The sequence below is a fragment of the Microcoleus sp. Pol1C5 genome (genome assembly GCF_036701115.1).
Classification (GTDB): Bacteria; Cyanobacteriota; Cyanobacteriia; order Cyanobacteriales; family Microcoleaceae; genus Microcoleus.
The window spans coordinates 1-24,753 of sequence record NZ_JAUBQE010000018.1; the positions used below are offsets into that span (position 1 = coordinate 1).

General features: G+C 45.0%; 22 protein-coding genes. 13 read left to right on the forward strand and 9 right to left on the reverse strand.

The annotated features are described in order from the left end of the window. Positions 1-738 (forward strand): S8 family serine peptidase (locus QUA23_RS11990; protein WP_333076114.1); only part of this gene is annotated, 738 nt, incomplete at its 5' end. A gap of 80 nt (positions 739-818) precedes the next feature. Here the strand turns inward: QUA23_RS11990 and QUA23_RS11995 are convergent. Beyond that, positions 819-1,487: a glycosyl hydrolase 108 family protein gene (locus QUA23_RS11995; protein WP_333076115.1), complete on the reverse strand. Its 669-nt coding sequence runs from the start codon at positions 1,485-1,487 to the stop codon at positions 819-821. A 99-nt stretch (positions 1,488-1,586) separates the two neighbouring features. Between QUA23_RS11995 and QUA23_RS12000 the strand changes: the two genes are divergently transcribed. From QUA23_RS12000 to QUA23_RS12020, 5 genes are all read left to right on the forward strand, one after another. Continuing rightward, positions 1,587-3,767, forward strand: a complete 2,181-nt coding sequence (locus QUA23_RS12000) for a tetratricopeptide repeat protein (RefSeq protein WP_333076116.1) — start codon at positions 1,587-1,589, stop codon at positions 3,765-3,767. 38 nt (positions 3,768-3,805) lie between these two features. Next, on the forward strand, positions 3,806-4,402 hold the full coding sequence (locus QUA23_RS12005; RefSeq protein WP_333076117.1) for a tRNA isopentenyl-2-thiomethyl-A-37 hydroxylase MiaE: 597 nt from the start codon (positions 3,806-3,808) through the stop codon (positions 4,400-4,402). A 91-nt stretch (positions 4,403-4,493) separates the two neighbouring features. Beyond that, positions 4,494-4,991: a GNAT family N-acetyltransferase gene (locus QUA23_RS12010; protein ID WP_333076118.1), complete on the forward strand. Its 498-nt coding sequence runs from the start codon at positions 4,494-4,496 to the stop codon at positions 4,989-4,991. A 14-nt stretch (positions 4,992-5,005) separates the two neighbouring features. Then, positions 5,006-5,188 carry a hypothetical protein gene (locus QUA23_RS12015; RefSeq protein WP_333076119.1) on the forward strand — a complete coding sequence of 61 codons (183 nt, stop codon included), beginning with the start codon at positions 5,006-5,008 and terminating at the stop codon, positions 5,186-5,188. Positions 5,189-5,269: 81 nt separating this feature from the next. Further along, positions 5,270-6,658, forward strand: a complete 1,389-nt coding sequence (locus tag QUA23_RS12020) for a cytochrome P450 (RefSeq protein WP_333076120.1) — start codon at positions 5,270-5,272, stop codon at positions 6,656-6,658. A gap of 56 nt (positions 6,659-6,714) precedes the next feature. Here QUA23_RS12020 and QUA23_RS12025 read toward each other — a convergent pair whose 3' ends face one another. The 3 genes from QUA23_RS12025 to QUA23_RS12035 form a co-directional block, all read right to left on the reverse strand. Next, positions 6,715-10,557 carry a PAS domain S-box protein gene (locus tag QUA23_RS12025; protein WP_333076121.1) on the reverse strand — a complete coding sequence of 1,281 codons (3,843 nt, stop codon included), beginning with the start codon at positions 10,555-10,557 and terminating at the stop codon, positions 6,715-6,717. A gap of 443 nt (positions 10,558-11,000) precedes the next feature. Then, positions 11,001-12,392: a malic enzyme-like NAD(P)-binding protein gene (locus QUA23_RS12030; RefSeq protein WP_333076122.1), complete on the reverse strand. Its 1,392-nt coding sequence runs from the start codon at positions 12,390-12,392 to the stop codon at positions 11,001-11,003. Positions 12,393-13,104: 712 nt separating this feature from the next. Further along, complete coding sequence (locus tag QUA23_RS12035; protein ID WP_333076123.1) at positions 13,105-13,500, reverse strand: hypothetical protein; 396 nt, start codon at positions 13,498-13,500, stop codon at positions 13,105-13,107. 349 nt (positions 13,501-13,849) lie between these two features. Between QUA23_RS12035 and argS the strand changes: the two genes are divergently transcribed. Continuing rightward, on the forward strand, positions 13,850-15,607 hold the full coding sequence (gene argS / locus QUA23_RS12040) for an arginine--tRNA ligase (protein WP_333076124.1): 1,758 nt from the start codon (positions 13,850-13,852) through the stop codon (positions 15,605-15,607). A gap of 108 nt (positions 15,608-15,715) precedes the next feature. Here argS and QUA23_RS31050 read toward each other — a convergent pair whose 3' ends face one another. From QUA23_RS31050 to QUA23_RS12060, 5 genes are all read right to left on the reverse strand, one after another. Beyond that, complete coding sequence (locus QUA23_RS31050; protein WP_333076125.1) at positions 15,716-15,976, reverse strand: ParE family toxin-like protein; 261 nt, start codon at positions 15,974-15,976, stop codon at positions 15,716-15,718. Beyond that, positions 15,973-16,392, reverse strand: a complete 420-nt coding sequence (locus tag QUA23_RS12045; protein WP_333076126.1) for a hypothetical protein — start codon at positions 16,390-16,392, stop codon at positions 15,973-15,975. Before QUA23_RS12045 ends, QUA23_RS31050 begins: the two co-directional genes overlap by 4 nt. Before the next feature lie 62 nt (positions 16,393-16,454). Beyond that, positions 16,455-17,297: a YheC/YheD family protein gene (locus tag QUA23_RS12050; RefSeq protein WP_333076127.1), complete on the reverse strand. Its 843-nt coding sequence runs from the start codon at positions 17,295-17,297 to the stop codon at positions 16,455-16,457. Positions 17,298-17,380: 83 nt separating this feature from the next. Beyond that, complete coding sequence (locus tag QUA23_RS12055) at positions 17,381-18,070, reverse strand: ImmA/IrrE family metallo-endopeptidase (RefSeq protein ID WP_333060466.1); 690 nt, start codon at positions 18,068-18,070, stop codon at positions 17,381-17,383. Between the two features lie 15 nt (positions 18,071-18,085). Continuing rightward, complete coding sequence (locus tag QUA23_RS12060) at positions 18,086-18,409, reverse strand: helix-turn-helix domain-containing protein (RefSeq protein ID WP_172189318.1); 324 nt, start codon at positions 18,407-18,409, stop codon at positions 18,086-18,088. Positions 18,410-18,663: 254 nt separating this feature from the next. Between QUA23_RS12060 and QUA23_RS12065 the strand changes: the two genes are divergently transcribed. The 6 genes from QUA23_RS12065 (at position 18,664) to purF (ending at position 24,244) form a co-directional block, all read left to right on the forward strand. Beyond that, the gene (locus QUA23_RS12065) at positions 18,664-18,930 is read left to right on the forward strand and encodes a hypothetical protein (protein WP_333076128.1); all 267 of its coding nucleotides are present in this window, start codon (positions 18,664-18,666) and stop codon (positions 18,928-18,930) included. Between the two features lie 95 nt (positions 18,931-19,025). Beyond that, positions 19,026-19,730, forward strand: a complete 705-nt coding sequence (locus QUA23_RS12070) for a hypothetical protein (protein ID WP_333076129.1) — start codon at positions 19,026-19,028, stop codon at positions 19,728-19,730. Between the two features lie 61 nt (positions 19,731-19,791). Beyond that, positions 19,792-20,160 (forward strand): hypothetical protein, encoded by a 369-nt coding sequence (locus tag QUA23_RS12075; protein ID WP_333076130.1) that lies wholly within the window; start codon positions 19,792-19,794, stop codon positions 20,158-20,160. 55 nt (positions 20,161-20,215) lie between these two features. Next, positions 20,216-21,193 (forward strand): hypothetical protein, encoded by a 978-nt coding sequence (locus QUA23_RS12080; RefSeq protein ID WP_333076131.1) that lies wholly within the window; start codon positions 20,216-20,218, stop codon positions 21,191-21,193. Between the two features lie 76 nt (positions 21,194-21,269). Next, a complete protein-coding gene (locus QUA23_RS12085) occupies positions 21,270-22,349 on the forward strand; it encodes a hypothetical protein (protein WP_333076132.1) in 1,080 nt (359 codons plus the stop codon). Positions 22,350-22,777: 428 nt separating this feature from the next. Next, entirely contained in the window at positions 22,778-24,244 is a 1,467-nt protein-coding gene (gene purF, locus QUA23_RS12090) for an amidophosphoribosyltransferase (protein WP_333076133.1), read from the forward strand. Positions 24,245-24,753: the final 509 nt, after the last annotated feature.

Genomic DNA, 24,753 nt, shown 5'->3' on the forward strand with positions numbered 1-24,753 from the left:
TATGTTCAACTAAGCAAATCAAAAATTATTTTGCTCACTGCTGTTACTGTACCTCTTAGTCACGCAAAGTGCTGTATTCGGGGTTGGGATTTTGTGTATAATGACAACTACCCAATCGATCTAGATCCCGATGGTCACGGCACTCACGTAGCAGGTTTGATCGCCGCGGAACGAAATGATTTTGGCATCACAGGAGTTGCCTACAATGCCAAGATTATGCCTGTCAGAGTGTTGCCCGTCTTTGGTGGCGGCGAGGTGAATAATGTTGCTGCTGGAATCCGCTATGCTACTGATAATGGAGCAAATGTAATTAACCTCAGCTTGGGAAATGAGTTTTACCCTTCCAAACTGGTGAATGACGCAATTGAGTATGCAAATAACAAAGGCTCTGTTGTGGTGATAGCAGCAGGAAATTTGGGTTTTAGCCAACCAGCTTATCCAGCTCGTAATGCCGATCGCTGGGGAATTGCCGTGGGCAGTAGTGATATAAACGGCAGGATGGCTTACGACTCTAACCGTGCGGGTTCCACACCTTTGGATTACCTAGTTGCTCCGGGAGTAGAGATCTATTCTACAACTCCCTATAGCACCTATGACACCCTAACTGGTACATCTATGGCAACGCCGCACGTAGCGGGTGTAACGGCTTTAGTTTTGAATGCCAATCCGACTTTAACTCCGGCTCAAGTTGAGTACATTTTGACAACAACAGCTAATCGAAATGGGTTGACTGTATAGCATCTATCGGGTCAATGAGACAGGGGTGTAAACCCCTGCCATGGGACTACTACAGTTTTGAAAAAATAAATCAGCCCTGCTTAATTCTTAATCTTATTCACATAGCCCCACAAACTATAATCGCGACTCAGCCAACCCCGGAAAAATGCCATCTGACTCGGATCTTCTTGCACCCTTTTGTAGCGGTAAATAATTCGTTCATTAATCATTTGCAAGGCGGTATTTCTATTATTTGCCCCTTTCAGCGCTTCCTTGGTGCGCGAGTCAAAAACTCCCGTTTGTGGCAATCCTAATGCTTGCTGGAGAAAGGTAATAGAGTTATTAATACCGAAATTAACGGCGGTGTCAAACATGACGATCGCCAAAGCCGGCTGCATCGTGCCCGAGAGGCTCGAATCCCAGTAATATTTATAAATTTCTAGGAGCTCTGCTTCCGACATCTGCGTCACGTCGAGGGGCGGAAGCCCACGACTGTAGCGGTAGGCGTTGTATTCCGTTTGCAAGACGCCCCGATAAGTTCTCCCGCCCTTATCGGCAGGGTGATTGCTAAATCCGCCCTCAAAATATAGGGTGAAATAAAGAGCAGTTTGAAATAATTTCTGCCGAAAGCTGGCTGTCTGCTGCTGCTGTGCGAAAGTCTTTTGGGCAAAGGGTAAGGGGATTGCTAAGGTTAACAAGAGTATCCCCAGCAGGAGGTTTGGTTTCCACTTGATGTTATGTTGGCGCTGTATCGCTTGCTTGTCGCTCATAAATTCTCTGTGACGATCGCCCGTAATTCCGCTAAAACTGCTACTCTTCAAAATAATATAGATTCAACCTTTAACTTGATAGCACAGATAGGCCGCCAAATGAATTCCGATTTTCGCAACCAATCCGAAACACCCGAATTAGAAGATGCTGCATCGCTGACAGTCGTTGCAGAAACCTATTACTCTCAAGGCAATTTAGCAGCAGCCGTCGCTGCTTGTCGCCGAGCTCTGGAATTGCAACCGGATTGGGCGGCGGCTTACGTGACAATGGGCAATGTGCAGCAAGCAAGCGGCCAAATTGAGGAAGCGATGAGGTTTTATTCGGAGGCGATCGCTCTGAATCCCGATTTTGCTGAGGCTTATGCTAATTTGGGCAGTATGCTCTACAAACAAGGGCATTTGGTGGAGGCTATTGTCAATTACGAAAAGGCGATCGAACTTAAACCAAATTTGGCTGCTGCTTACTGGAATTTGGCAGGGGCACTGAAGCAGCAGGGGCAGCAGGATGCAGCGGTAGCATACGAGCAAAAAGCTCTCGAACTCAATCCCCACCTTGCTCAGGTAGATTTTCACTTAAATTTAGGAGATAAATTAGCGCGGCAAGGGAAGTTAGATGAGGCGGTGGCTGCATGGCAGCAGGCGATCGCATTCAAACCCGATTTAGCCGAAGCATACTGTCAAATTGGCCGAGTTTTGCGCCACCAGGGTCAATTTAAAGACGCAATACCCAACCTTCAAAAAGCCCTAGAAATTAAACCCGATTTTATTTCTGCCCACCAACATTTGTGCGGCATCCTCAGAGATACTAGCAATTTAGCTGCAGCGCGGCAAGCCGTGCACCAATACAGCCAAATGTGTGCCGAAACAGATCCAATTATGACCGCGATTTACTTCATCAGCACCTATCAAGTGTCGGGATTAAATCAAATTGCGGGCGAGCGATTTTTAGAGCTAGAGTCGTACTTGCAACAAAACTTAGAAACTGCTAGCCCGGTGGAAATTAAATCGCTTTATGCAAACTTGTTATTCAGCACACCGTATGTGCGAGATGACTTGGCAGCCAACTCAAAACTTTACAGATTAATTTCCCAAAAGTATATCGAGCAATGTATTAAACCTAATTTTTCTCAACCCGTAAATTACAGTTTCAAACCAAGTGTTCCATCCAGCAAGTTAAAAATCGGCTTTTTGTCCAATCACTTTAGCCGCCATTCTGTAGGTTGGTGCAGCGCTGACATCATTCGCGAATTGTCCGACATCACACCCCATGTGTATTTGTACGCTTCCGAAAGAATTGTTCCTGACGATCGCACTCAGCAATTTGAAACTTGGGGCAAACTGACTTTTCCGACAACCTACCCGAACGGACTTGCCAATCCCGCAGAAATTATCGACAAAATTCAGCAAGATGAACTGGACGTTTTAGTTGATTTAGATTCTCTCAGCGTACCAGTTCACGCTGACATTCTCTACCAAAAACCCGCACCAGTTTGTGTTTCTTGGCTGGGATTTGACGCCCCTTACCTATCGCCGGAAAATTACTTTCTTACAGACTGGCATTCGCACCCAGCCGGGCGGGAAAAATATTATGACGAGCAGCTAATTAGGATGCCAGATTCCTTTGTAGCGGTGTCTGGTTTTCAGAGATATGGAGTCGATCCAGTTGCATTGAGAAGGTCAAATCGGATCGGTTTAGATCAGATAGTTTACCTGTGCGTGGCACCCGGCAGAAAATTCAATTACGAGTTGGTAAAAGCCCAAATTGCGATTCTCAAACAAGTGCCAAACAGTATTTTAATTCACAAAGCTTTAGGCGATGCTGCGGTGTTTGAGGCTGCCTATCACCAAGCTTGCGAAGCAGAAAAAGTGAGCAAGCACCGCATTAAGTTTTTGCCAAGGTTTGCTACTGAGGAAGAACACAGAACTATCTATTTGCTGGCAGATGTGTTGTTAGATTGTTATCCTTACAACGGAGGAACTCACACTTTAGAGGCTTTGTGGTTTAATTTGCCAGTGGTGACTCGCACAGGAGAGCAATTTTTGTCGAGAATGGGTTATTCGTTTTTGCAGGCATTGGGAATTGAAACTGGTGTGGCTTTGTCTTGGTCGGAATATGTGGAAGTTGGTGTAAAATTGGGTAAAGAACGTGAATTGAGAAATGCAATTAAAGCACAGTTAGTGAAATCTAAACTTCCAGCCAATTTGTCCCCGCTGTGGAATCCGAAAAAGTTTGCTGGTGATATGTATGCGGTGTTTGAAAAATTAGGTAAAATAGGATAAATGCTGACTAATGACTAATGACTGATAACTGATGACTAATGACTTCAACACTGCCAACGATTAAGTTTTTAAAACAGCCGACTTCGGAAGCTTGGGTAGAACAGGCGATCGCCCATTTGGATACTATCTTATTAGACCATTCTCACTGCGAGCGGAAAGCGGCGGGAGTAGCGTTAAATTTAATGTTTCGCTACCCAGCCAGGGAAAAATTGGTGAGGATGCTAACGGCGATCGCCCGCGAAGAATTAGAGCATTTCGAGCAAGTCAACCAGCGGTTAGAAAAGCGCAGCATTGCTTTAGGCCCTTTGGCTGCACCTCCCTACGGTGCTGGTTTGTCCGCCCAAATTCGCAAGCAGGAACCCGAAAGACTTTTGGATTCTTTGTTGGTTTCTGCTTTGATAGAAGCGCGGAGTCACGAACGGTTGGGGCTGCTGGGCGATCGCTGTCCAGACGCGGAATTAGCTAAGTTTTACCGCAGTTTGATGGCTTCGGAGGCGCGCCATTACGGTGTATATTGGATTTTGGCAACAACTTATTTCGATCGGGATATTGTGATGCAGAGGTTGGAGGAATTATCATTAGTAGAGAGCGAGTTGCTGGCAAGTCTTCATCCGGAACCGAGAATTCACAGTTAAAATTTAGGTGCATTTAAAGACTGTAAGATACAAAAAATCACTAATTTTACAGTTGCTCAAGTTAAAAATTAAATATACGTTGCAACAACCAATGAAAACCCAACATCTGGATTTTTTAATTCGTTCCTGGGAAACGCGCGATCGCGCTGAGGCGTTCTATTTAATTAGGGATGTTTTAGCAGAATACGGTTTAAAATGCGAACCTCACGGGGCAGATCGAGATGTTTATGATGTAGAACTACATTATCACAATCAAGGCGGCGAATTTTGGGTAGTTGAACGGCAGGATAAAATAGTCGGTACGGCGGCTTACTATCCGATTGAGCGCGGAAATAATGCTGTGGAAATTCGCAAAATGTATATTTTGCCCGCAGCAAGGAGACAGGGTTTGGGGAAATTTTTACTGCAAGAATTGGAAAGTAAAATTATCGCTCGCGGCTTTGAGGAAATCTGGATTGAAACTGCTAGTATTCTCAAAGAAGCTGTGAGAATGTACGAAAATAGCGGATATCTACCGACAACTGGTGTGGAGACGCCAAGGTGCGATCTGGTTTACGTAAAATCTTTAGGTAGAAAAAACCTACAATAAGGTTTGTGTAAACAATGGTTAATTTACTAAGTTCCAATCAACTTTTGGCAACTTTGTTTGTTTTCGGAAGAATAGCGTTTTGGATAGGCTATCTCAAAGATCCGCTCGATCGTGCTTTTGGCCAGGGAGTTACTCTGTATCCTACTATTGCCGTACTAATTTATGATGCCTACCGCGTACTATTTTTTAATAGCTGAGGGATTTGAGAGTTTTGTGAAATAAGATAAAACTTATGCTTTCATTAGTCCTGTGCAACCCTCAAAATAGGAGAAAAACAAATGACTATCCCCACAGAAAACTCTCCTTCTCAAAATCATGCTACCAACAAATTGCTAGACGGCCCTAAAGACGCTAGATTTGTTCAGACAGTGCGGGGACTTTTAAATCCTCTGTATTATTTAGATAGTAATTATCAGCGCTACGGCGACCTTTTTACCAGCAAATTCAGCAACTTTCCGCCGCAAGTAATTATTAGCAATCCTCAAGCTATTCAAGAAATTTTTACATCCGATTCCAAACTCTTTGAATCCGGTACGGGAAACCAGATAACGCTACCTTTAGTAGGCTCCAATTCGTTATTGTTGTTAGATGGCGATCGACATTTGCAGCAGCGCAAACTTTTAATGCCACCTTTTCACGGTGAACGTATGAAAGCTTACGGACAAATCATTTGCAATACCACCGAAAAAGTAATTAATAATTGGACTCCTGGTAGCTCGGTAATCGCGCAACTAACTATGCAGGAAGTTTCATTAGGAGTAATTTTGCACGCGGTTTTCGGGCTGAGCGAAGGAGAACGCTACCAGCAAATTCAGCAACTAATGATTAATATGTTCAGCCTGTTTAGCAATCCCTTAAGCGCTAGCTTTCTGTTTATTAAGTCGTTGCAAAAAGATTTAGGTGCTTGGAGCCCTTGGGGAGGATTTCTGCGACAAAGACAGCGTTTAGATGAACTGCTTTATCAAGAAATTCGCGAACGCAAAACTCAGTCTGAACCATTGGGCGAAGACATTCTGAGCTTGTTAATTTCAGCCCTTGACGAAGCGGGGCAGCCGATGAGCGACGTTGAATTGCGGGATGAATTAATGACAATGTTATTCGCAGGACACGAAACTACAGCCACAGCTTTAGCCTGGGCTTTGTATTGGATTCACTACATCCCAGAAGTCCGTGAAAAACTGCTGCAAGAACTAAATTCTCTGGATGTCAAAAATTGCGACCCGGCGGAAATAAGTAAACTCCCATATTTGAATGCTGTCTGTTGCGAAACGCTGCGGATTTATCCGATCCTATTTTTTGCATTTCCACGCCTTCTGCAAGCTCCGATGCAGTTAATGGGTTATAATATTCCCCAAGGAATGATACTTTCTACCTGCATTTATTTGGTTCACCAGCGTCCTGATATTTACCCGGAACCTAAGCGTTTTAAACCCGAACGTTTTCTCGAACGTCAATTTTCGCCTTACGAATATTTGCCGTTTGGGGGAGGGAACCGCCGCTGTATTGGGGCGGCATTTGCAATGTTTGAAATGAAGTTAGTATTGGCGAAAGTGCTGTCACGATACTCTTTAGAACTTGCAGAAACTCGTCCGGTTTTGCCGGTACGCCGGGGTTTGACAATGGCACCGGCTGGTGGTGTGCGTTTGGTGGTAAAGGGTAGGATTTGAATCCTATCAAATCCGGTGGATCGAGCGGAGATGATATGATATCAATGCAAGGGGTTTTAATTTATTTTTTGTCGCATAGGAATTTCGATCGCAAATTCGGAACCTTCTCCCAATACAGAATTGCAAGAAAGCTTGCCGCCGTGTTTTTCTACTATAATAGAGTGCGAAATCGCCAATCCTAAGCCAGTTCCTTTGCCAATGGGTTTAGTAGTGAAAAACGGGTCAAACAAGCGCTTTTGCACATCTTCGCTCATGCCGGGGCCGCTGTCAGCTATCCATATGGCAACGCTGTTATTGTCGGTTACTTGGGTGCGAATCGTAATTGCGAGATTTTTGGTGGTTCTATTGGATGTCTTCATCTCCATTTCCAATGCGTCTAGCGCATTGCTCAACAAATTCATAAATACTTGATTTAACTGACCGGGATAACATTCAACTAATGGCAAATTACCGTATTCTTTAATCACATTAATTGTCGGGTTATCGGCTTTATGTTTCAGGCGGTTTTGCAAAATCAGCAGCGTGCTTTCGATGCCTTCGTGAATGTCAACTTGTTTTTTTTCGGCTTCGTCAAGTCTTGAGAAAGTCCGCAGGCTCAAAACTATGTCGCGGATGCGATCGGCTCCGACTTTCATAGATGCTAAAATTTTCGGTAAATCTTCAATAAGATAATCAATTTCCAAGTCATCTCTTGCATCTACAATTCTTGCGCTAGGTTGCGGGTATTCTTTCTGGTAAAGTTGCAGCATTTTTAGCAAGTTTTGAGTGTACTCGCTGGTATAGCTGAGATTGCCATAGATAAAATTAACCGGGTTGTTAATTTCGTGGGCGACACCTGCTACTAACTGTCCCAAACTAGACATTTTTTCACTTTGAATTAATTGAGTTTGGGTACGTTGGAGTTCGCGCAAAGTTTCTTCTAGCTGTTGAGTTTGAGCTTGAGCTAATCGTGCCGCTTTGCGGGTTTGGGTGTAGAGTTCAGCGTGGTCGATCGCGATCGCAATTTGAGCGACCACCGCTTGCATCAGTTCGACTTCAGAGTCGCTCCAATTTCGCACGGACAGGGTTTGATAGCAGGTAATTACCCCAATATCGCCGGCAGCAGTATGAATTGGCAGCGACAGCACGGATTGAAATTTTGAAGCCTGGAAAAGTTCGCGCAATTCTACATCTTCAAAAGTGCTGACATCATCAATTCGCAGAATTTCTCGCCGCAAAATCTGTCGCACAGCGAAACAAGATTTGTAGTCTATAAGATAAGTGCCGAGAATACTCGGCAAATCTGCATTCTTGGCTTCAAAAGTTACGTCCCAAATCGGAGGATTGTTGTTGGGGCGATACCAAGTGAAGATGCACCAATCTAGGTACATCAGATTGCGAATTTCTTGAACTGCGGTTGCTAAAATGGTATCTAAATCTAAAGAAGTGCGGATTTGGTTGGCAATTTGATTGAGCAGTTGTTCTCGCTGAGCTTGCTGTCTGAGCGCTTCTTCCGATCGCACTAAAGTTTCTTCTGCAAGTTTGCGATCCGTTAAATCTTGGAGCACGGCTTGGATGATTTTTTCATTTCCAACCTCGATGATTGTCAGCACGACTTCTGCGGGAAAATCAGTACCGTCTAAGCGCTGATGAACCCAATCAAAACGGTGCTTTCCCCGCTCAAAAGCGATCGCTATCATTTCGTTAACCAAGCTCAAAGAATCTCTGCCGTTGGGTTGGAAAAGAGGCGAGAGTTTGCCGGGGTTTTGGCCGTACAACTGTTGCGGGGTAGTACAGCCGAATAGTTTTAGGGTGGCTGTGTTGGCATCGGTGATGGCATTGTCACGTAACATAAAAACGGGCAAACTGGTTAATTCGTAGAGCGATCGAAATTTGGCTTCCGACTGCTGCAATGCGGCTTCTGTTTGCTTGCGATCGGTAATGTCGGCAACCATTGCCAAAGCACCCACATAGCGTCCCTGTTTGTCAGCCAAAGAATTAGTAGAAACCATCGCCCACAAGTCCCTGCCGTCTCGGCTACGGAACTTAAAATCGAGCTGTTCGCGAATTCCTTCACGGCGGCGTTCAAGACTGACTTGTGCGATCGCGATGCCTTCTGCATCCATGAAAGCAAATAGCGACTTCCCGATCATTTCCTCTGGAGTGCAGCCGAGCATATCGGCCATTTTTTGGTTGACAAAAGTAGTTTTACCCTCCGTATCTATCATCCAAATTCCTTCGTCGGCTGTCTCGACAATGCACCTGTATTTTTCCTCACTTTCTCTGAGGGCTTCTTCTGCTAATTGGCGAGCCGTAATATTTTGAGTCATTAGCAATCCGCCGATAATTTCTTGGCGTTCGTTTCTGACTGGCAAAGCATAACCGAGGTAAACGCGATCGCTGTAAAAAAATTCTGTAACAACTGTTTCTCCTGCCAGTGCCGCCCGATAAGTTGGCTCGAGATCGGCGCAAACATCTGGCTCGAATACTTCCCAGATTGTCTTGCCTTCCATCAATTCTTTGGAAAGCCCCACTGCTGCTAATTCTGTACCTTCTACCAGCGTGTAGCGCAGTTCTGGATCGAACAACATCACCGCGCCGTTCGGAAAGTTGCTTGCCATAGTGCGGTAAAGCTGTTCGCTTTTTCGCAGCGCAGCTTCTGCTTGTTTGCGATCGCTAATGTCAATTATGACTGCACCGATGCCGAGAGCCTCGCCATCTTTGTCTAGCAAGGGAAAATAAGAGCCTGTCAGGTGTCGGACAAACCCAGGCTTTCTGGGATTGTCACCACTCATCTCGATGTTAATTAAGGGTTGTTTTGTCCTCAAAATTTCTTCGTACAAAGGCTCTATTATGGGAGCGGTATTTGGCAATATTTCGCGTACAGTCTTGCCAATGTGTTCTGCTGGACTCAGGCAATTTATTTCTGCTAGAAATTGATTAATTTGCAGGTACCGCAGTTGGGAGTCCAAAATGCAAAGTCCCGCCGGCGCCTCCTTTAAAAAGGCATCAAATAGTGATTGTCTCTGTGCTAATTCTTGTTCTAAAGCTTTGCAAACGGTGAGATCTGTTAAATATCCCATCATCCCCACAACTTCTCCCGTGTTGTCTTTCAATAGCGAGAGCATCAGGTGCGAGGAAATTTTTTCTCCAGATTTACGACGTGTGATAACTTCAATTTCATGCTCGCCTTTCTTGTGTAGCGATTTTATGACTTCCTCTAATAAAAATTCGTGCTGTTCGGGCGGGTAAATTAGAGAAATGTGCTGTCCGATCGCCTCAGTTGCTTGATAGCCGTATAACTTTTGGCACGCTTGATTCCAAATGGTGATCGAGCCGTCCATATCTGTAGAAATTACTGCCTCGTTAATTTGGTCAATAATTTGACTTTGGAGACGTAATTTTTCTTGAGTTTGTTCCAGTTCGGAAATTTTTTCTTCGAGTAGCTTCTGAGTTTTTTCCAGTTCCGCAGTCTGCTTGGCCAGCAATTTTTCTAGATGTGAATTGCTCTGCGGCGGCGCTGATTCCAGCGGTTCGCTATTTTCATGCTGAGAACTAAAAATTTCTTCAGCGCTTAGCCAAATCGCGCACTCTCCCCCTGTTTCAATTGCCCGCTCGGAAACTCGCACGGGTACGAGATGGTTATTTTTATGTTTGTATGCTGCTTCGCACAGGTGCGTATGGCTATTTTTTACTTGACATTCTAGATATTTTTCTGGGGGCGCGCACTGTGTTTGCTGAATTTCCCAGTAGTTGAGGTGGAGAGTTTCTGCAACTGTGCGGCCGATAATACTTGCAAAAGCAGGATTTAGGTCGAGAAAAGTCCCGTCTGTCCGGCACAAGGCCAGCCCGATAGGGCTGAGTTGTAACAATTTGCGGTGGGAGCGATCGCGCTTGGCTTTTCCTAACTGGCTTTGCATCTGACCTAGCTGGACTTGGTTTATTTATTTATTTAATTATATCTTTTTACGTTCTTTATTGCTGTGACTTTTACCCTTCATTAAGCAAGAGAGAAGAAGGAAGTTCGGCAACGGATTGTATAACGGATTTAAGGGATGTAACGGATGGATGCTGAGGTTCGAGGGAAGAAGGAAGAGGTTGGATGTTGGAGGTTCGAGGGAAGTTCGGCAACGCTCCCTGTCCTGGATTTAACGGATGGATGTTGAGGAAAAAGACAGGATGGGGAAACAAAAATGAGTAAGAATCAACGGAGAGGAGGAAAGAGGGAATAAGAAGAAACCAGAAAAGTCACAAAAGAAGAAGTACAAAACTGGTACAAAGACCATTAATTTATACATGGTATCTTCCCTCCAACCTTCTTCCTTCTTCCTTCTTCCTTCTTCCTTCTTCCTTCTTCCTTCTATTAATCGCGGGCAATACCTTCGGATCGGGCGGCCAACTGCACTGCACCGGCGACAGCAATGGCAACTCTTTCGTCAAAAACAGACGGTATAATGTGCTCTTTGTCAAGCTGGGAAGGACTGACTAAAGAGGCGATCGCATAAGCTGCTTCCAAATACATAGTGGTCGTAATTGTGGCAGCTTTGCAGTCCAAAGCACCTCGAAATATGCCCGGAAATGCCAAAACATTGTTAATTTGATTCGGGTAATCGCTGCGTCCGGTTGCGATGATCGCCGCATCTTCCATAATTAATTCTGGCTGAATTTCAGGAATGGGATTTGCCATTGCAAAAACAATGGGATTTTCGGCCATCGAACGCACCATTGAGCGGGTGACTACGCCGGGGGCGCTGACGCCTAAAAATACATCGGCACCGGCGATCGCATCTTCCAAAGTACCGCTCGAAGCGACGGCAAATTCTAGTTTTTCTGGGTTCATATCCGTGCGGTCTTCGGAGAGAACGCCTTTAGAGTCGCACATGATGATGTTTTCGGCACCTGCTTTACGCAGCAAGCGGGCGATCGCAACTCCGGCCGCACCGGCGCCGTTAATCACGATACATACTTCTGCGATGGTTTTTTTGACAATTTTCAAGGCATTAATTAATGCTGCCAAACTGACAATTGCAGTGCCGTGCTGGTCGTCGTGAAAAATTGGAATATCTAAGGTTTCCCGCAATCTTGCTTCGATTTCAAAGCAGCGAGGAGAAGAAATATCTTCGAGGTTAACGCCACCAAAAACCGGGGCGATATTCTGCACTGTGCGAATAATTTCCTCGGTATCTTGGGTATTCAAACAGATAGGAAAGGCGTCAATACCTGCAAATTCTTTAAATAGCATGGCTTTGCCCTCCATGACTGGCAGTGCGGCGGCAGGGCCGAGGTTTCCCAGTCCCAAAACTGCGCTACCGTCGGTAACAATGGCAACAGTATTTTGTTTGATTGTGAGGTTATAAACTTGTTGCGGGTCGTTGGCGATCGCTGTGCAGATGCGGCCGACTCCAGGGGTGTATGCCATTGCCAAATCTGACTGGCGTTTGAGGGAAATTTTGCTAACTACGCTGATTTTTCCGCCGCGGTGCAAGTTGAAAGTGCGATCGTACACGTCGATCACTCTGATATCTGGCAGTCCTTTCACTGCTTGCACTATTTCTTCATTGTGCTCGAGACTGGAGGCATCGACGGTGATATCACGAACGGTAGTGGCACGGGTTTGCTCGATCAAGTCGATTTGACCGAAGTTGCCGCCGACAGATGCGATCGCGCTGGTGACTCTTGCCAGCATTCCCGGCTGGTTCGGCAGAGCAACCCGAATTGTTAAACTAAAGCTGGGGTTCGGTGTCAGTTTTACCATGATTCCTTGATTTCAGATTTAAGAATTTCAATCTTAGATTTTATCGCCAATGTTAGGCATAAAATTTAATAATTCAAATTTTCAACTGAAATTTTTAACAAATTCTATGAGGCTGTGATACGATCGCTGTGCACTGCCAGGGGTTTCGCTGGAAAACTGCTCTTTTTTTGAGTAAAGCTTTGCTCTGTTTCTAGCTAGTGACTCTCACACAAACAGTCTATTTTCTGTCAATTTCCTAGCGAACCGCGAATATGAAGCGCGGGGGTAAAAACGGGGTTTCTGAGGTCAACCTGCGGAACTATTATCTATTTTTGAGAATATTTCTGCTTATTCTGAACATCAGCAGATATTTCGCAAAAATTTATTTGCCAGCGATACCGCCTCATTCCTGCTGCTGTCTTTTGAAGCGAGACACCTAGGAAAGTTGATGCGGCTTTTTGGTTTCCTTAATTGGGAATGTAAAAAGTAGATGCACGGCTGTTTGAGCCGGCAGGTAAAAATCTGAGCGACTGACAAGCGGGCCTTTGATATATATTTTGTCTGCTTGTTTAATACTTGCCAAGGATTGCGAGTGCAACCTTGCAAACGCTCTAAATTACCTGCACGCTTTGCCCGATAATTCCACGGACTGTAACTAACAGACAATCTACCCCGCGCCACAGGCACAGGTTCAGCCGAACCTTGTTGAGTTGCTGGTTGCTAACTGTCAATTTTACCGATCGGCCGCAGCATCGGCCCATATAATTGTAAAGAATTTGCAAGCCAGACAATCTGGGGGAACTTTTTCTAAATCTTGCAGATCTACTGGTTGCTCTGCTTCGCTGCCGGGGGGAACTATGCACAGAGCAACTTGTCCGACTCCAGCCATGAGTTCGGCAACTCGCTCCAAAATGCTGTCCATTTTTTCCATTAGTTGCTCTGCTGCATCCAGACTCGGCGCGATGATGAAAAAGGTTTTGACTCCATCGGGACAGGGGGCAAAGCCGAGGGTACACTCTCGTAATAGTGCTTGGGTGGAGAGACTGAAACCGTCGTAGAAGCGATCGATTACTGCTTGATAAAAGGCGATTGTCAGAGAGCGATCGCCAAAAATAGGTTGAGATAACATAACTACTTCCTTTCGTAGGATTTTTGGGAGCATTGAAAAAATTTTAACATACCTTAATGTAAGCGATTTAACAAAATGATTTAGCGATCGAGATCATTGACTAGATGTGATAATTTTTAATTTGTGTAGCGATCGCAACTGTGATAAAATGTACTCTGTGCTATTACGGTCAGTGCTTTTGATCGCATCACCAGCTCAAAGCTAAGTACAAAATTTCCTAGTAGGTGAGGAGAGGAGGAGAGGACCAAAGGAAGAGAACCAGAGGGAAATTACCTAAGTAGTAATAGTATTATTGGCAAAAAGTCATTAATCTAGAGTTAAAAATAAACATCCAATCAAAATATTAAACATGAACTCGATCGCCCAACAGTTAAAAGCAAGATTTGAAAAAGCATTCACCGCTGCATTCGGCGAAAGTTATGCAGGTGCAGATCCGATGCTAGCCGCCGCCAGCAATCCCAACTTTGGGGACTTTCAGTGCAACGCGGCGATGAGTTTGGGGAAAAAGTTAGGAAAGCCCCCACGGGCGATCGCCTCAACAATTATCGAACACTTAGATATTACTGACATCTGCGAAACGCCAGAAATCGCCGGGCCCGGTTTTATCAATTTGAAGCTGAAACCGGCTTATTTGGAAGCGCAAATTAGTGCGATCGCCGGCGACTCGCGTTTGGGGATTGAACCGGCGAAAACGCCTCAGACAATCGCGATCGACTTTTCGAGTCCGAATATAGCCAAAGAAATGCACGTCGGACATTTGCGATCGACAATCATCGGAGATGCGATCGCCCGCATCCTCGAATTTCAAGGCCACGACGTACTCAGAATCAACCACATCGGCGACTGGGGCACCCAATTCGGAATGCTGATCGCATACTTGCGCGAAGTTCACCCCGAAGCCCTCACAACCGCTGACGCCCTAGACTTAGGCGATTTAGTCGCATTTTACCGCCAAGCAAAACAGCGCTTTGACACAGATGAAACCTTCAAAGAAACCGCCCGCCAAGAAGTAGTAAAACTGCAAGCCGGCGCCGAAGACACCCGCCGCGCTTGGAAATTGCTGTGCGATCAATCCCGCCGCGAGTTTCAAGTAATCTACGATTTGCTCGATATCAAATTAACCGAACGCGGCGAATCGTTTTACAATCCATTATTGCCCGCAGTAGTCGAAGATTTAACCAACTTAGGTTTGCTAGTAGAAAGTGACGGCGCGAAATGCGTTTTTGTAGACGGTTTCACCAACAAAGAAGGCGAACCACTCCCGCTAATCGTGCAGAAAACCGACGGCGGCTACAACTACGCCACAACAGATTTAGCAGCAGTGCGCTACCGCATCCACAAAGACAATGCAAAGCGCATAATTTACGTCACTGATTCGGGACAAGCAAACCATTTTGCCCAAGTATTTGCAGTAGCCAGAAAAGCAGGTTGGATTCCTGAAGATGTCGAAATTGTCCACATTCCCTTCGGTTTGGTATTGGGAGAAGACGGCAAAAAACTCAAAACTCGTTCTGGGGAAACGGTGCGGTTGCAGGATTTGTTAGATGAGGCGATCGTCCGCACGCGCGAAGATTTAGAAGAGAGATTAAAAGCCGAGGAAAGACAGGAAACTGAGGAATTTATTGCTAACGTATCTCGAACAATTGGTTTGAGTGCGGTTAAGTATGCCGATTTGAGTCAAAATCGCACCAGCAACTATGTATTTAGTTACGACAAAATGCTCGCATTGCAAGGAAATACCGCTCCATATATGCTGTATGCTTACGTGCGCGTGCAGGGAATTCGCCGCAAAGGTGAGATTAATTTTGATAATTTAGATGCTGGTGCGAAAGTAATTTTGCAATCCGATGCCGAGTTGGTATTGGCAAAGCATTTATTGCAGTTGAATGAAGTTGTAAATGCTGTGGGTGGCGATTTATTGCCGAATCGAATTTGTCAGTATTTGTTTGAATTGAGTCAAAAGTTCAATCAATTTTTTGAGCAATGTCCGGTTTTGAAAGCTGAGGAACCGTTGCGGACTTCGCGGTTGATTTTGTGCGATTTGACTGCAAGAACTTTGAAGTTGGGTTTGGAGTTGTTGGGGATTAAGGTCTTGGAAAGAATGTAAGTTTTTAACTCTTGTGAAACAGGCAAGATTCCAGGCGATGTAGGGGCGGGTTCGCTAACAATAATTGCCTGAAACCAACCATCTCGAAAACCCGCCCCGGCCTGATTACTAGAAAAAACGTTCATAATCATCGTGGTTCCCAATCCAAAACCATGTCACGGTATCTCCCTGCAAAATCCCCACTGATCGATAGCCGCGCGTGATTCTCGCAGACCAGATATTTTCTTCCTGGTTGATGCACTTGAAGTGCAAAGATCGATGAAAGGGATTTTCTAGCCAGAAACGATAAGCTTTTCTAGCTTGCTCTTTTACTCTACTGTCAAGAGAATTGTATTTTTCCCAAAAGGAAGGAAGGGTGGCAGATTTCATAACTCATTGAGTCTCATTTCCTGTGCCTTTCCTTTAGCAATTTCTTGTTTTGCGCGTTGGGCAGCAGCCACAAGTTGCGGTTGCGTTTTCTCGAAAGATTCTTCCCATTGAAGCTCATCTTTTAATTCTGCGATATACTCTTTCAAGTATTCTGCTACTTGCTGCTGTAAAGTTTCTGGCAGAGACTCCATCATCTCGATCACTGCATCAATACCTTCCCACAGTTCCGATACAGGTCTAGTTTTTCCTGTCTTTATTTCCAGCGATGCTTGCTGAAAGCTTTCTTCTGAAGATGGGAGTGCTTCTTCGTCTTCGTTAGCAAGAACGACGATCCGAACTCTGCGATCGGCAAACTTGGCTGATTGGGCGAGAATTTCTTCCCAAGTTCCTTCTAGTTCTAACAGTTCTGATGTCATTGCTTTTACTTTTTTTGAAACGCGGATTTAGTTAATTGTAACGCATCTCTAAAATAGAGCATTTACAGCTTTTTGTTAAGAATCAAGCTATCCAGAATGCCTTTAAACATTGTTACGACAATTTGGCGATCGTTATCTCTGACAAAAATATCGTAATTGGGACTTGAGTTAATTTCAATTAACCAATATGCTCCGTTTTTATCGACTGCTATGTCAAGCCCAGCATAATTAATCGCAATTTCGGCAAAAACAGGTTTAACAAAATCTTCAATCTCAGACATGAGATTGGGGTTAATTATATGTTTGGCTTTTGCACCTTCCCAGTGCAGCGGGCTTAAATTGCCCGCAAATTTAGCCTGAGATTTGTCTTTCTCGTACAGCAAAACTAGCTTTTCTTTGCAGAATACAGCCCGATATTCGTGGGCTATTTCGATATATTCTTGAGCTAGCGCCACATAGTCATAATCTTTGCTGTTGACGTTAAATATAATTTCTAGCGCTGCTTTAATTTGCTCTCTACTTTCACACAAAAAAACATTGTTGCCACCAGCACCGCGATTTCTTTTGAGAATCACCGGGAAAGCGAATTTTTTGTTGACTTCTAAAACTATTGATTCAATATCTGGGAAACTCAAATACTTTTTATACTTCTCCTCGCAGTGAGGCGAGACAAAACCGAGAGTTCGGGGAGTATTTATTTTGCCGTTTAATAGTTGATAGGTATATTCTTTGTCTTTAAAAATCTCTGCTACTGACGCGCTGTTAAATGGCGTCATGTAATTGACAAAATAATATTCTTCGCCGCCCTGTTTGAGTCTAATCAAGTTTTGGGAAGGATGCAGGATTTCGTAAGGGATATTTAATTCCTCACAAGCTGCCAGCAGGATTTCAATATTGGTTAGCATAAATGTAACTTAATTAGAAATTAATTTTAAAGATTTGAGATTCGAGAACTCGCAATCCTCAAATCTCAAATTCGAGTTCCCTCTTAACCAAACAACCGCTGCTGCCCGTTTGCCGCATCTTTCCCGGCATAAATCTCGCGCGTTCCCTTGGGAATGTAAATCCAATCAAATTCTTGCAAGCGGTTTGTTAAATTGGAAATGCTCACCCCCAATTCATCTCTCATTTTGTATAAATGCGACCACTTAGTTAAATCGCGTCCCTGTCTTTTTTCCTCCAAAATACACCGAGGCATCAACAAACAGCTTGCAAAATATTGCGCTTGCCATTCGATCGACAAAACCTTATTATCAGCACTCGCACCCCGACAAACAAATGGTTCCTCGACATCCTGGGCTGCTTTTCCTTCATTCCCTAAGTTTAATTCCAACTGTTCCACAGTGCCGTCTGCTTCGTCTTGATTGACGTGTAGCACCCAGTGGCCGATTTCGTGGGCGATCGTCGATTCGATGAACCCTGGCGGTTTTTCGAGAATCTGTTCGTTGATTTCGATTAACCGCTGCTGCGGCAAAATCCTCGCCGCGATCGCACCTTCTTCATCCGGCTCAATGCACTCCCAAACTACGCCCAAATCCAGAAAATCAGCAACCGTTGTCGCATCAAAAGGCCATCTCGGAGCAAAATTTTGCGTTTTCTGCATCTGCATCAAGATGTCATTTGCCAAACGCTCGATCGTTTCTTTGGGATAGAAGCAATACGGCTTAAAAATACTCACTATGAGGGGCCTCTCTTACGCTTCAAAAGACTGTTTGAGCCAATCTGGATTTTCTTGCATCCGGCGGAAAAGAGCCTGCATTTCCTTCGGATTCTGCTTCAGCAGCGCTTCGTACTGCTGCGGCAGCCTCCCCGCCAAGAAAATCAATTCCTCTTCGTTTATGTCTAGATTTCGCGCTAATGCTCGGATTACGTCCTCTTTTGGCGCATAATCCGCTCGATCGTTCTCCAACTTAGACAAATAAGTAAAATCCACACTTAGCATAGCAGCTAGCTCACGTTGTGAGTAAGCTTTGTCCTTGCGAGCTTGACGGATCAGTCTTCCAAATGTTTGTTCCACGGTTTTTTGCCTCCTGACAAGCATTCTAGCCTGTTTTGATGAAAAGTTCAACAAAATACTTGACTGGAAAATCAACCCGCGCTACCATAAGGTTAGTTGACGGTTTAATCAACCCGCTAAGCCTGACTGGTAGGGTTAAGGGTGCAAATTAGCCTAGCTCACACGCTGCATATAGCGTCGTCAACTGTAGAGGAGTGAGAAGCGCTGGGCGTCAAAACGCTTGTACGCAGCAAATAAGGAGGAGCAGATCGCAAATGCTGAGAACCTGGACAGACACGCATTACAAGCTCGAAGACGATGACTGGCTATACATCGCCACCCACGAAGAACAAAGCTCAGCCTCACTGGTTTGTCCCGGCTACGCGCGGGATGGCGAAGGCTTCAGCATCCACTTCACCCCAGCGCACCTAGAAACGTTAGAGCATTTGCTCGCCGCGCTGCGGATTATCAAAGCTCAACAAGAGGCGGTGCTTGAGTATACCTATCCAGAACCAAAAGCAAAAACACATCTGATTAGGTAATTGAAGTTCTGCCACGAGCAATGTACGAGATTTAACGGATTACCAACTACCAATTTCCCGTAAAGCAGCAATAAATAACTAAGGAAAAACGAACAATGACTACTAAAACACAAGAAAGACCTACATTTTCAGTATTTGGTGCCAAACCGAGCAATGCTTTGCTAGTACCAGAAATTCCGATCGCAGTACGTAACAATTGCCAGGCCGGCCAGTGGACAATTGGCGATACAGACTACGGTTCCAAGTGTTCCATGACAATCCTCAAATTCTCCAAATTCTTCGGCAGTTTAGGTCAAACTTCCCACACACTGTGGGGTCAACTGTGGTTTGTCGCAGAAAGTGGCGAATTGCCGCAAGGAGTTGTCATGGTGACATACATCAAAAACCGCAGTTTGAACGATTTTAACCGCTTGGTAGCCTCAGTTCAATCTCGCGGCGTAGAGCCTGCAACCGGGATTTTTGTTCCCGAATTTGTCAAGCATTCCGGTCAGAAACCAGACGACAGCGGAGTAGTAAAACCGATCAACTACTACAGCTTGAAATGGTCTTGGAACGAGCGGAAAGATTGGGCGGTTATCGACCAAGCGGCAGCAATTTTGTCAGATCCTAGCAATCAATCGCGGATGATTGACTTAGAAGGAACAAAAGCTATGGTGTGTTTAGATAACCTGCCGGCGCAGCAAGTTGCCTCCTTGATGGCTGCTCACGCTGGCGGTGAAAGCGATGCTATGGCTTTGAATTCTAACGGCGGTATGTCGCTACCGCCAGCGGAAGACAAATCAACTGCTGACTTGTTCTAATACTGTTGTAAAGGCGCGATTAAATCGCGCCTTTACCATAACTGTTACAACGCATAGTGAAATGAAGAAATTAACGAATCTAAAAACCCAACCCAACCTCCAAGAAAGCCGTTTGAAAGATAATCTTGAGCTGCTAGACCAAATTCGGGCAGACGCAGTTAACGACATCGAAAGTCTCACCGAAGACTTCCAACACATGACTTTAGTTGCCGAATCTGTCCAGCGGAATTACCGAGCTTTGTTAGCCGAAAATCAATTGCTAAAAGGCACACTTTTAAGTATAATAGATGAGTGCGGCTGCGGGCAAGGAAATCGGTGCGATCGCTGCTGCAAACTTCTCAAAACTCTAGCCAACGGCAATCCCGAAGAAAAACCCGATGCCGCCAGGAAATACCGAGCCATTCTCAGCCAACTCCGCAACTCACAATAACTGAAAACGTCTCACTCAAAAATCTCGAAAAGTTAGAATCAGGAGAAAAAGCATTATGACACTAGCACCTGCCAAAGATAGCAAAGCCCAAATTTTGCAAAACTTTCAGCAGATTTTAGCCGACAAAAAAAAGATCGAATCCAAAGTCGAAACCAAAGAACAATCAGCCGAAAAAGCCAAAAACAAACAAGTCCTCGAAGTCGCTTCTACCTACACAATAGACAGCATCGTTAAAGGCTTGGCAGACTTGCAATTAGATTTCGGCAGCACAATTAGCGGACTTTCCGAAAAACTGAAGGCCGAATCTTCAAAATTAGACGAATTAAAACGCGCGATCGAAATAGAAGCCGAACAATTGCAAGAGTTGCAGCAAATCAGAGTTGTAGCAGATGCCCTCCACATTTTAACTCAAGAGCACCGAGAAAAATTGACCCTGCTGGAACAAAACGCTGCTAACCAACGCGAAATTCTTGAAAAAGACATGACCCAAAAACGCAAGGTTTGGGAAAAAGAACAGCAAGAATTTGAGGCAGCAGTTCAAGAAGAGACTGCACTCATAACTAAAAAGCGCCAGGAAGAAACAGCCGATTATCAATACGAATTACAGCGCAATCGCAAAATCGAAACCGACCAATACGAAGAAACGAAGCGTAAACTAGAACGGCATTTGCAAGAATCCACCCGCGAAAAAGAAAAAAATTGGGTGGAACGGGAAAAAGTCCTCAGTGACAATCAAGCGGAGTTTGAAGAGAATCAAAGAAAAGCCGCCGGATTTGAAGAAGAACTCAAACAGGCTTATGTCAAAGCCAAAGAAGAAGCAATTCAAGAAGTTTCCCGCGAAGCTAAAGTCAAGGCAGATTTAGTGGAGAAAGAATGGGAAGGAAGCAAGCAGGGATATGAATTGAAAATCCAATCTCTACAGCAGACAATTGGACGCCAAACCGAACAAATCGCCGAAATTTCCGCGCAACTGCAAGCCACGATGAAGCAAGCGCAAGATTTGGCAATGAAAGCTTTTGCCAGCAAAGCTTAAAACCCAGTAAGGTGTGTAATGCCCACCTTACGAAAAAATGACAGCAATTTTCCCAACTATTAAGGAATGAAAAGTCATGAACAAAAGAGTTAGCGACAAAAGTACCAAGGCTGAAATTTTAGAAGCGTACAAGGAAGCAGCGCAAGAAAAAGCGCAGTTAGAATTGCAAATCCAACAGCTAAATGCTTCCCAAAAGCAAACAGCCGTCCCCGAAAAACCTATTGTGGAGGCACCAAAACCAATGGCTTTAATTCCAAATAAACAAAAAATGCAGTCCACAATTGATAATTTGATTTTGCTGCAATTTAGCTTTGGTGGCGCTGTCAGCGAGTTGTCTGAAAAATTAACTTCAGAAGCTGCTAAAGTCGAAGAATTGCGGCGCACTGTGGGCGAGGAAATTCAACAACTGCAAGAGTTGCACAGTTTAGAAGATGTTGCCGAAGATACGCTGGACAATTTAATTCAACTGTACGAAGAAAATGCGAAAACTTTTGCGGGCGAACTCAGCGAACAGCGTGAAACTGTTGAACAGGAATTGTTGGAACTGCGGCTAGCTTGGGAAAAAGAGCAGGAACTCCAAAAGTTGGCCGTTAAAGGACGTAATGAGAATGAGCAAAAAAATCGCGATCGGGATGAAGAGTTGTATGATTATGATTTGAATCTTCAGCGAAATCTGGACATAGAAGAATACCAACAGCGCCAGAAAAGGCTGTATCAAGAAATCGAAGAGTTTCAGCAAGAACAGGAGAAGCAGTGGGCGGAACGCGAAAATTCAATTTCGGAACGGGAAAAACTTTATGCTGAGGTGAAGGCGAAGGTAGAAGCTTTCCCGAAAGAACTGGAAGCTAATATCAAGAACGGGAAAGATAATGGTCGCAATATTGGTAATTACCAAGCTAAAGTTAAGGCTGATTTGTTGGCTAAAGATGTGGAAGGGCAAAAGCAAAATTATGAACTGCAAATTCAAGGGATGTTGCAGACAATTCAAAATCAAGATGAGCGCATTGCTAGCTTGTCGAAACAACTGGATTCTGCTTTGAAACAGGTTCAAGATTTGGCGGTGAAGGCGATTGAGGGCTCATCGAATTTGAGCTCTTTCCAAGCAGTGAGGGAAATTGCGATCGAACAAGCGAAGACTCAACAGAAAAATAAGTAGATCGGACTCGGCGGTTGAAAGAGACTGTGGGCGAATTTAAAAATGGTTTTACCCTTCACCCCTAAAAATAGTGGCTCTGGACTAAAAATTTAATTAACCATATAGCTATTAAGTAGTCAGAGCGAAACCCAATGCTGTATTCCAGATGTGAGGGGTAACACTCTTGGCGAATTCGCCCACAGTCTCTTTCTATCACCGAATCCCTCGCCTGCCGTTAATCAAGGTTAGTATAGGATTTGGCGGCGATCGATACTACAATGCCATTAAACGCCGCATCGCTTCTGTCTGAAATGCTACACGAGTTGGAAATAATGACAGATCCGTGGCAAGATTAAGGGAATGTTAAGTTATGCGACGCTTTCGCAAACAAGATTTCCCGCTGAAACTTTCCCCCTAACCCACCTTCCCCATTAGGAACCCACCCATCTATGATTCCCAACCATTCCTTCGCGGCTGACGAGCATTCTAGCAAACCCGACAAGCCCGAGGAAGCTTGTGGCGTTTTCGGTATCTACGCACCGGGTGAAGATGTCGCCAAGTTGACCTACTTCGGTTTGTATGCCCTGCAGCACCGAGGTCAGGAATCAGCAGGAATTGCTACCTTTGACGGTGAAAAAGTCCACCTGCACAAAGATATGGGACTGGTTTCCCAAGTCTTCAACGAATCGAGTTTAGGTCACTTGCCTGGTAACTTAGCCGTAGGGCACACTCGCTACTCTACTACCGGCTCGTCGCGCGTGGTCAACGCTCAGCCTGTGGTTGTCGAAACTCGTTTGGGAAGTCTGGCGCTAGCACATAACGGGAATCTTGTCAATACCAAAGAATTGCGCGAAGAGTTGCTGTCTCGGAATTGTGAGTTTGTCAGCACGACGGATTCAGAGGCGATCGCCGTGGCGATCGGTTCCGAGGTAGACAAGGGCAAAGACTGGCTGGAAGGAGCGATCAGCGCCTTTGCTATGTGCCAAGGAGCCTTTAGTTTGACCATCGCCACGCCCAAAGGCGTGATGGGAGTCCGCGACCCCCACGGCGTCCGACCGCTGGTAATTGGCATCCTACCCACAACTCCGGTACGATACGTTTTAGCCTCGGAAACTTGTGGTTTGGATATTATCGGTGCTGAATTTTTGCGGGACGTAGAACCGGGAGAATTAGTTTGGATTACAGAGGAAGGTATGGCTTCCTTCCACTGGAGTCAGCAGCAAAAGCGCAAACTTTGCATCTTTGAAATGATCTATTTTGCTCGACCCGACAGCCAAATGGAAGGTGAAAGTTTGTACAGCTACCGACTGCGGATCGGGCGTTTGTTGGCAGCAGAATCTCCGGCTGAGGCTGATATAGTCATCGGCGTTCCTGATTCTGGAATCCCGGCGGCGATCGGCTTTTCTCAAGCTTCCGGCATTCCTTACGCCGAAGGATTGATTAAAAACCGCTACGTCGGGCGCACTTTTATTCAGCCGACTCAGACAATGCGGGAGTCAGGAATTCGCATGAAACTCAACCCTCTCAAAGATGTGTTGGAAGGAAAGCGAGTAATTATTATCGATGATTCGATCGTGCGCGGCACTACCAGTCGCAAAATAGTCAAAGCCTTGCGGGATGCGGGCGCGACCGCAGTTCACATGAGAATTTCTTCGCCGCCGGTGACTCATCCTTGTTTCTACGGGATCGACACCGACAATCAAGATCAGTTGATTGCTGCTACTAAGTCAGTCGCAGAAATCGGCGCCCAAATTGGGGTTGATTCTTTGGCTTTCTTGAGTTGGGATGGAATGCTGAAGGCGACTAACGAAGACCCGATGAGTTTTTGTTCGGCCTGTTTCACTGGTGATTATCCGATCGACGTTCCAGAAGTGGTAAAACGATCTAAGCTCATATTAGAAAAAGCTGGAACCTAGAAAATCAAAAAGCGGGAAAGCGATCGTCCGTCACTTTCCCCAATTTATGGATTTTCAAGTTTTTCTGGTAAGTCATTGCCAGAATGTGTGTAGAAATGTTACATTAACTTAGCTTTAGCAGTTCTTGCAGAATTTGTGAAGAGTAGTGAACAGTCGGTTGGGTAGAACTTGTGTGAAACCCAACACTGGGATTTTAGATTGGAGATTGCAGATTTGAGATTTGAGATCTGTCCTTCAATCTAAAATCGCCAATCTAAAATCGATGGTTTTTTCCTACACTCTCGTTCACAATTGCTGCTCGAAACGCTGTATGCTACCTGCAGACTGGAGGTAGTTCCTCCAGATGTCCACTCTCAGATGGAAGTCGCATTTCGCACCAACAACGGGCACATGAGATTTTTTCAGATAACAGGGTCGATCGCACTAATTTTTCCCACACAAGTATTCCACAAGCCAACTTGCTTGAGAATCGCGGACGGGCTGTTCATGCGAACTAAAGAACTTTAGAA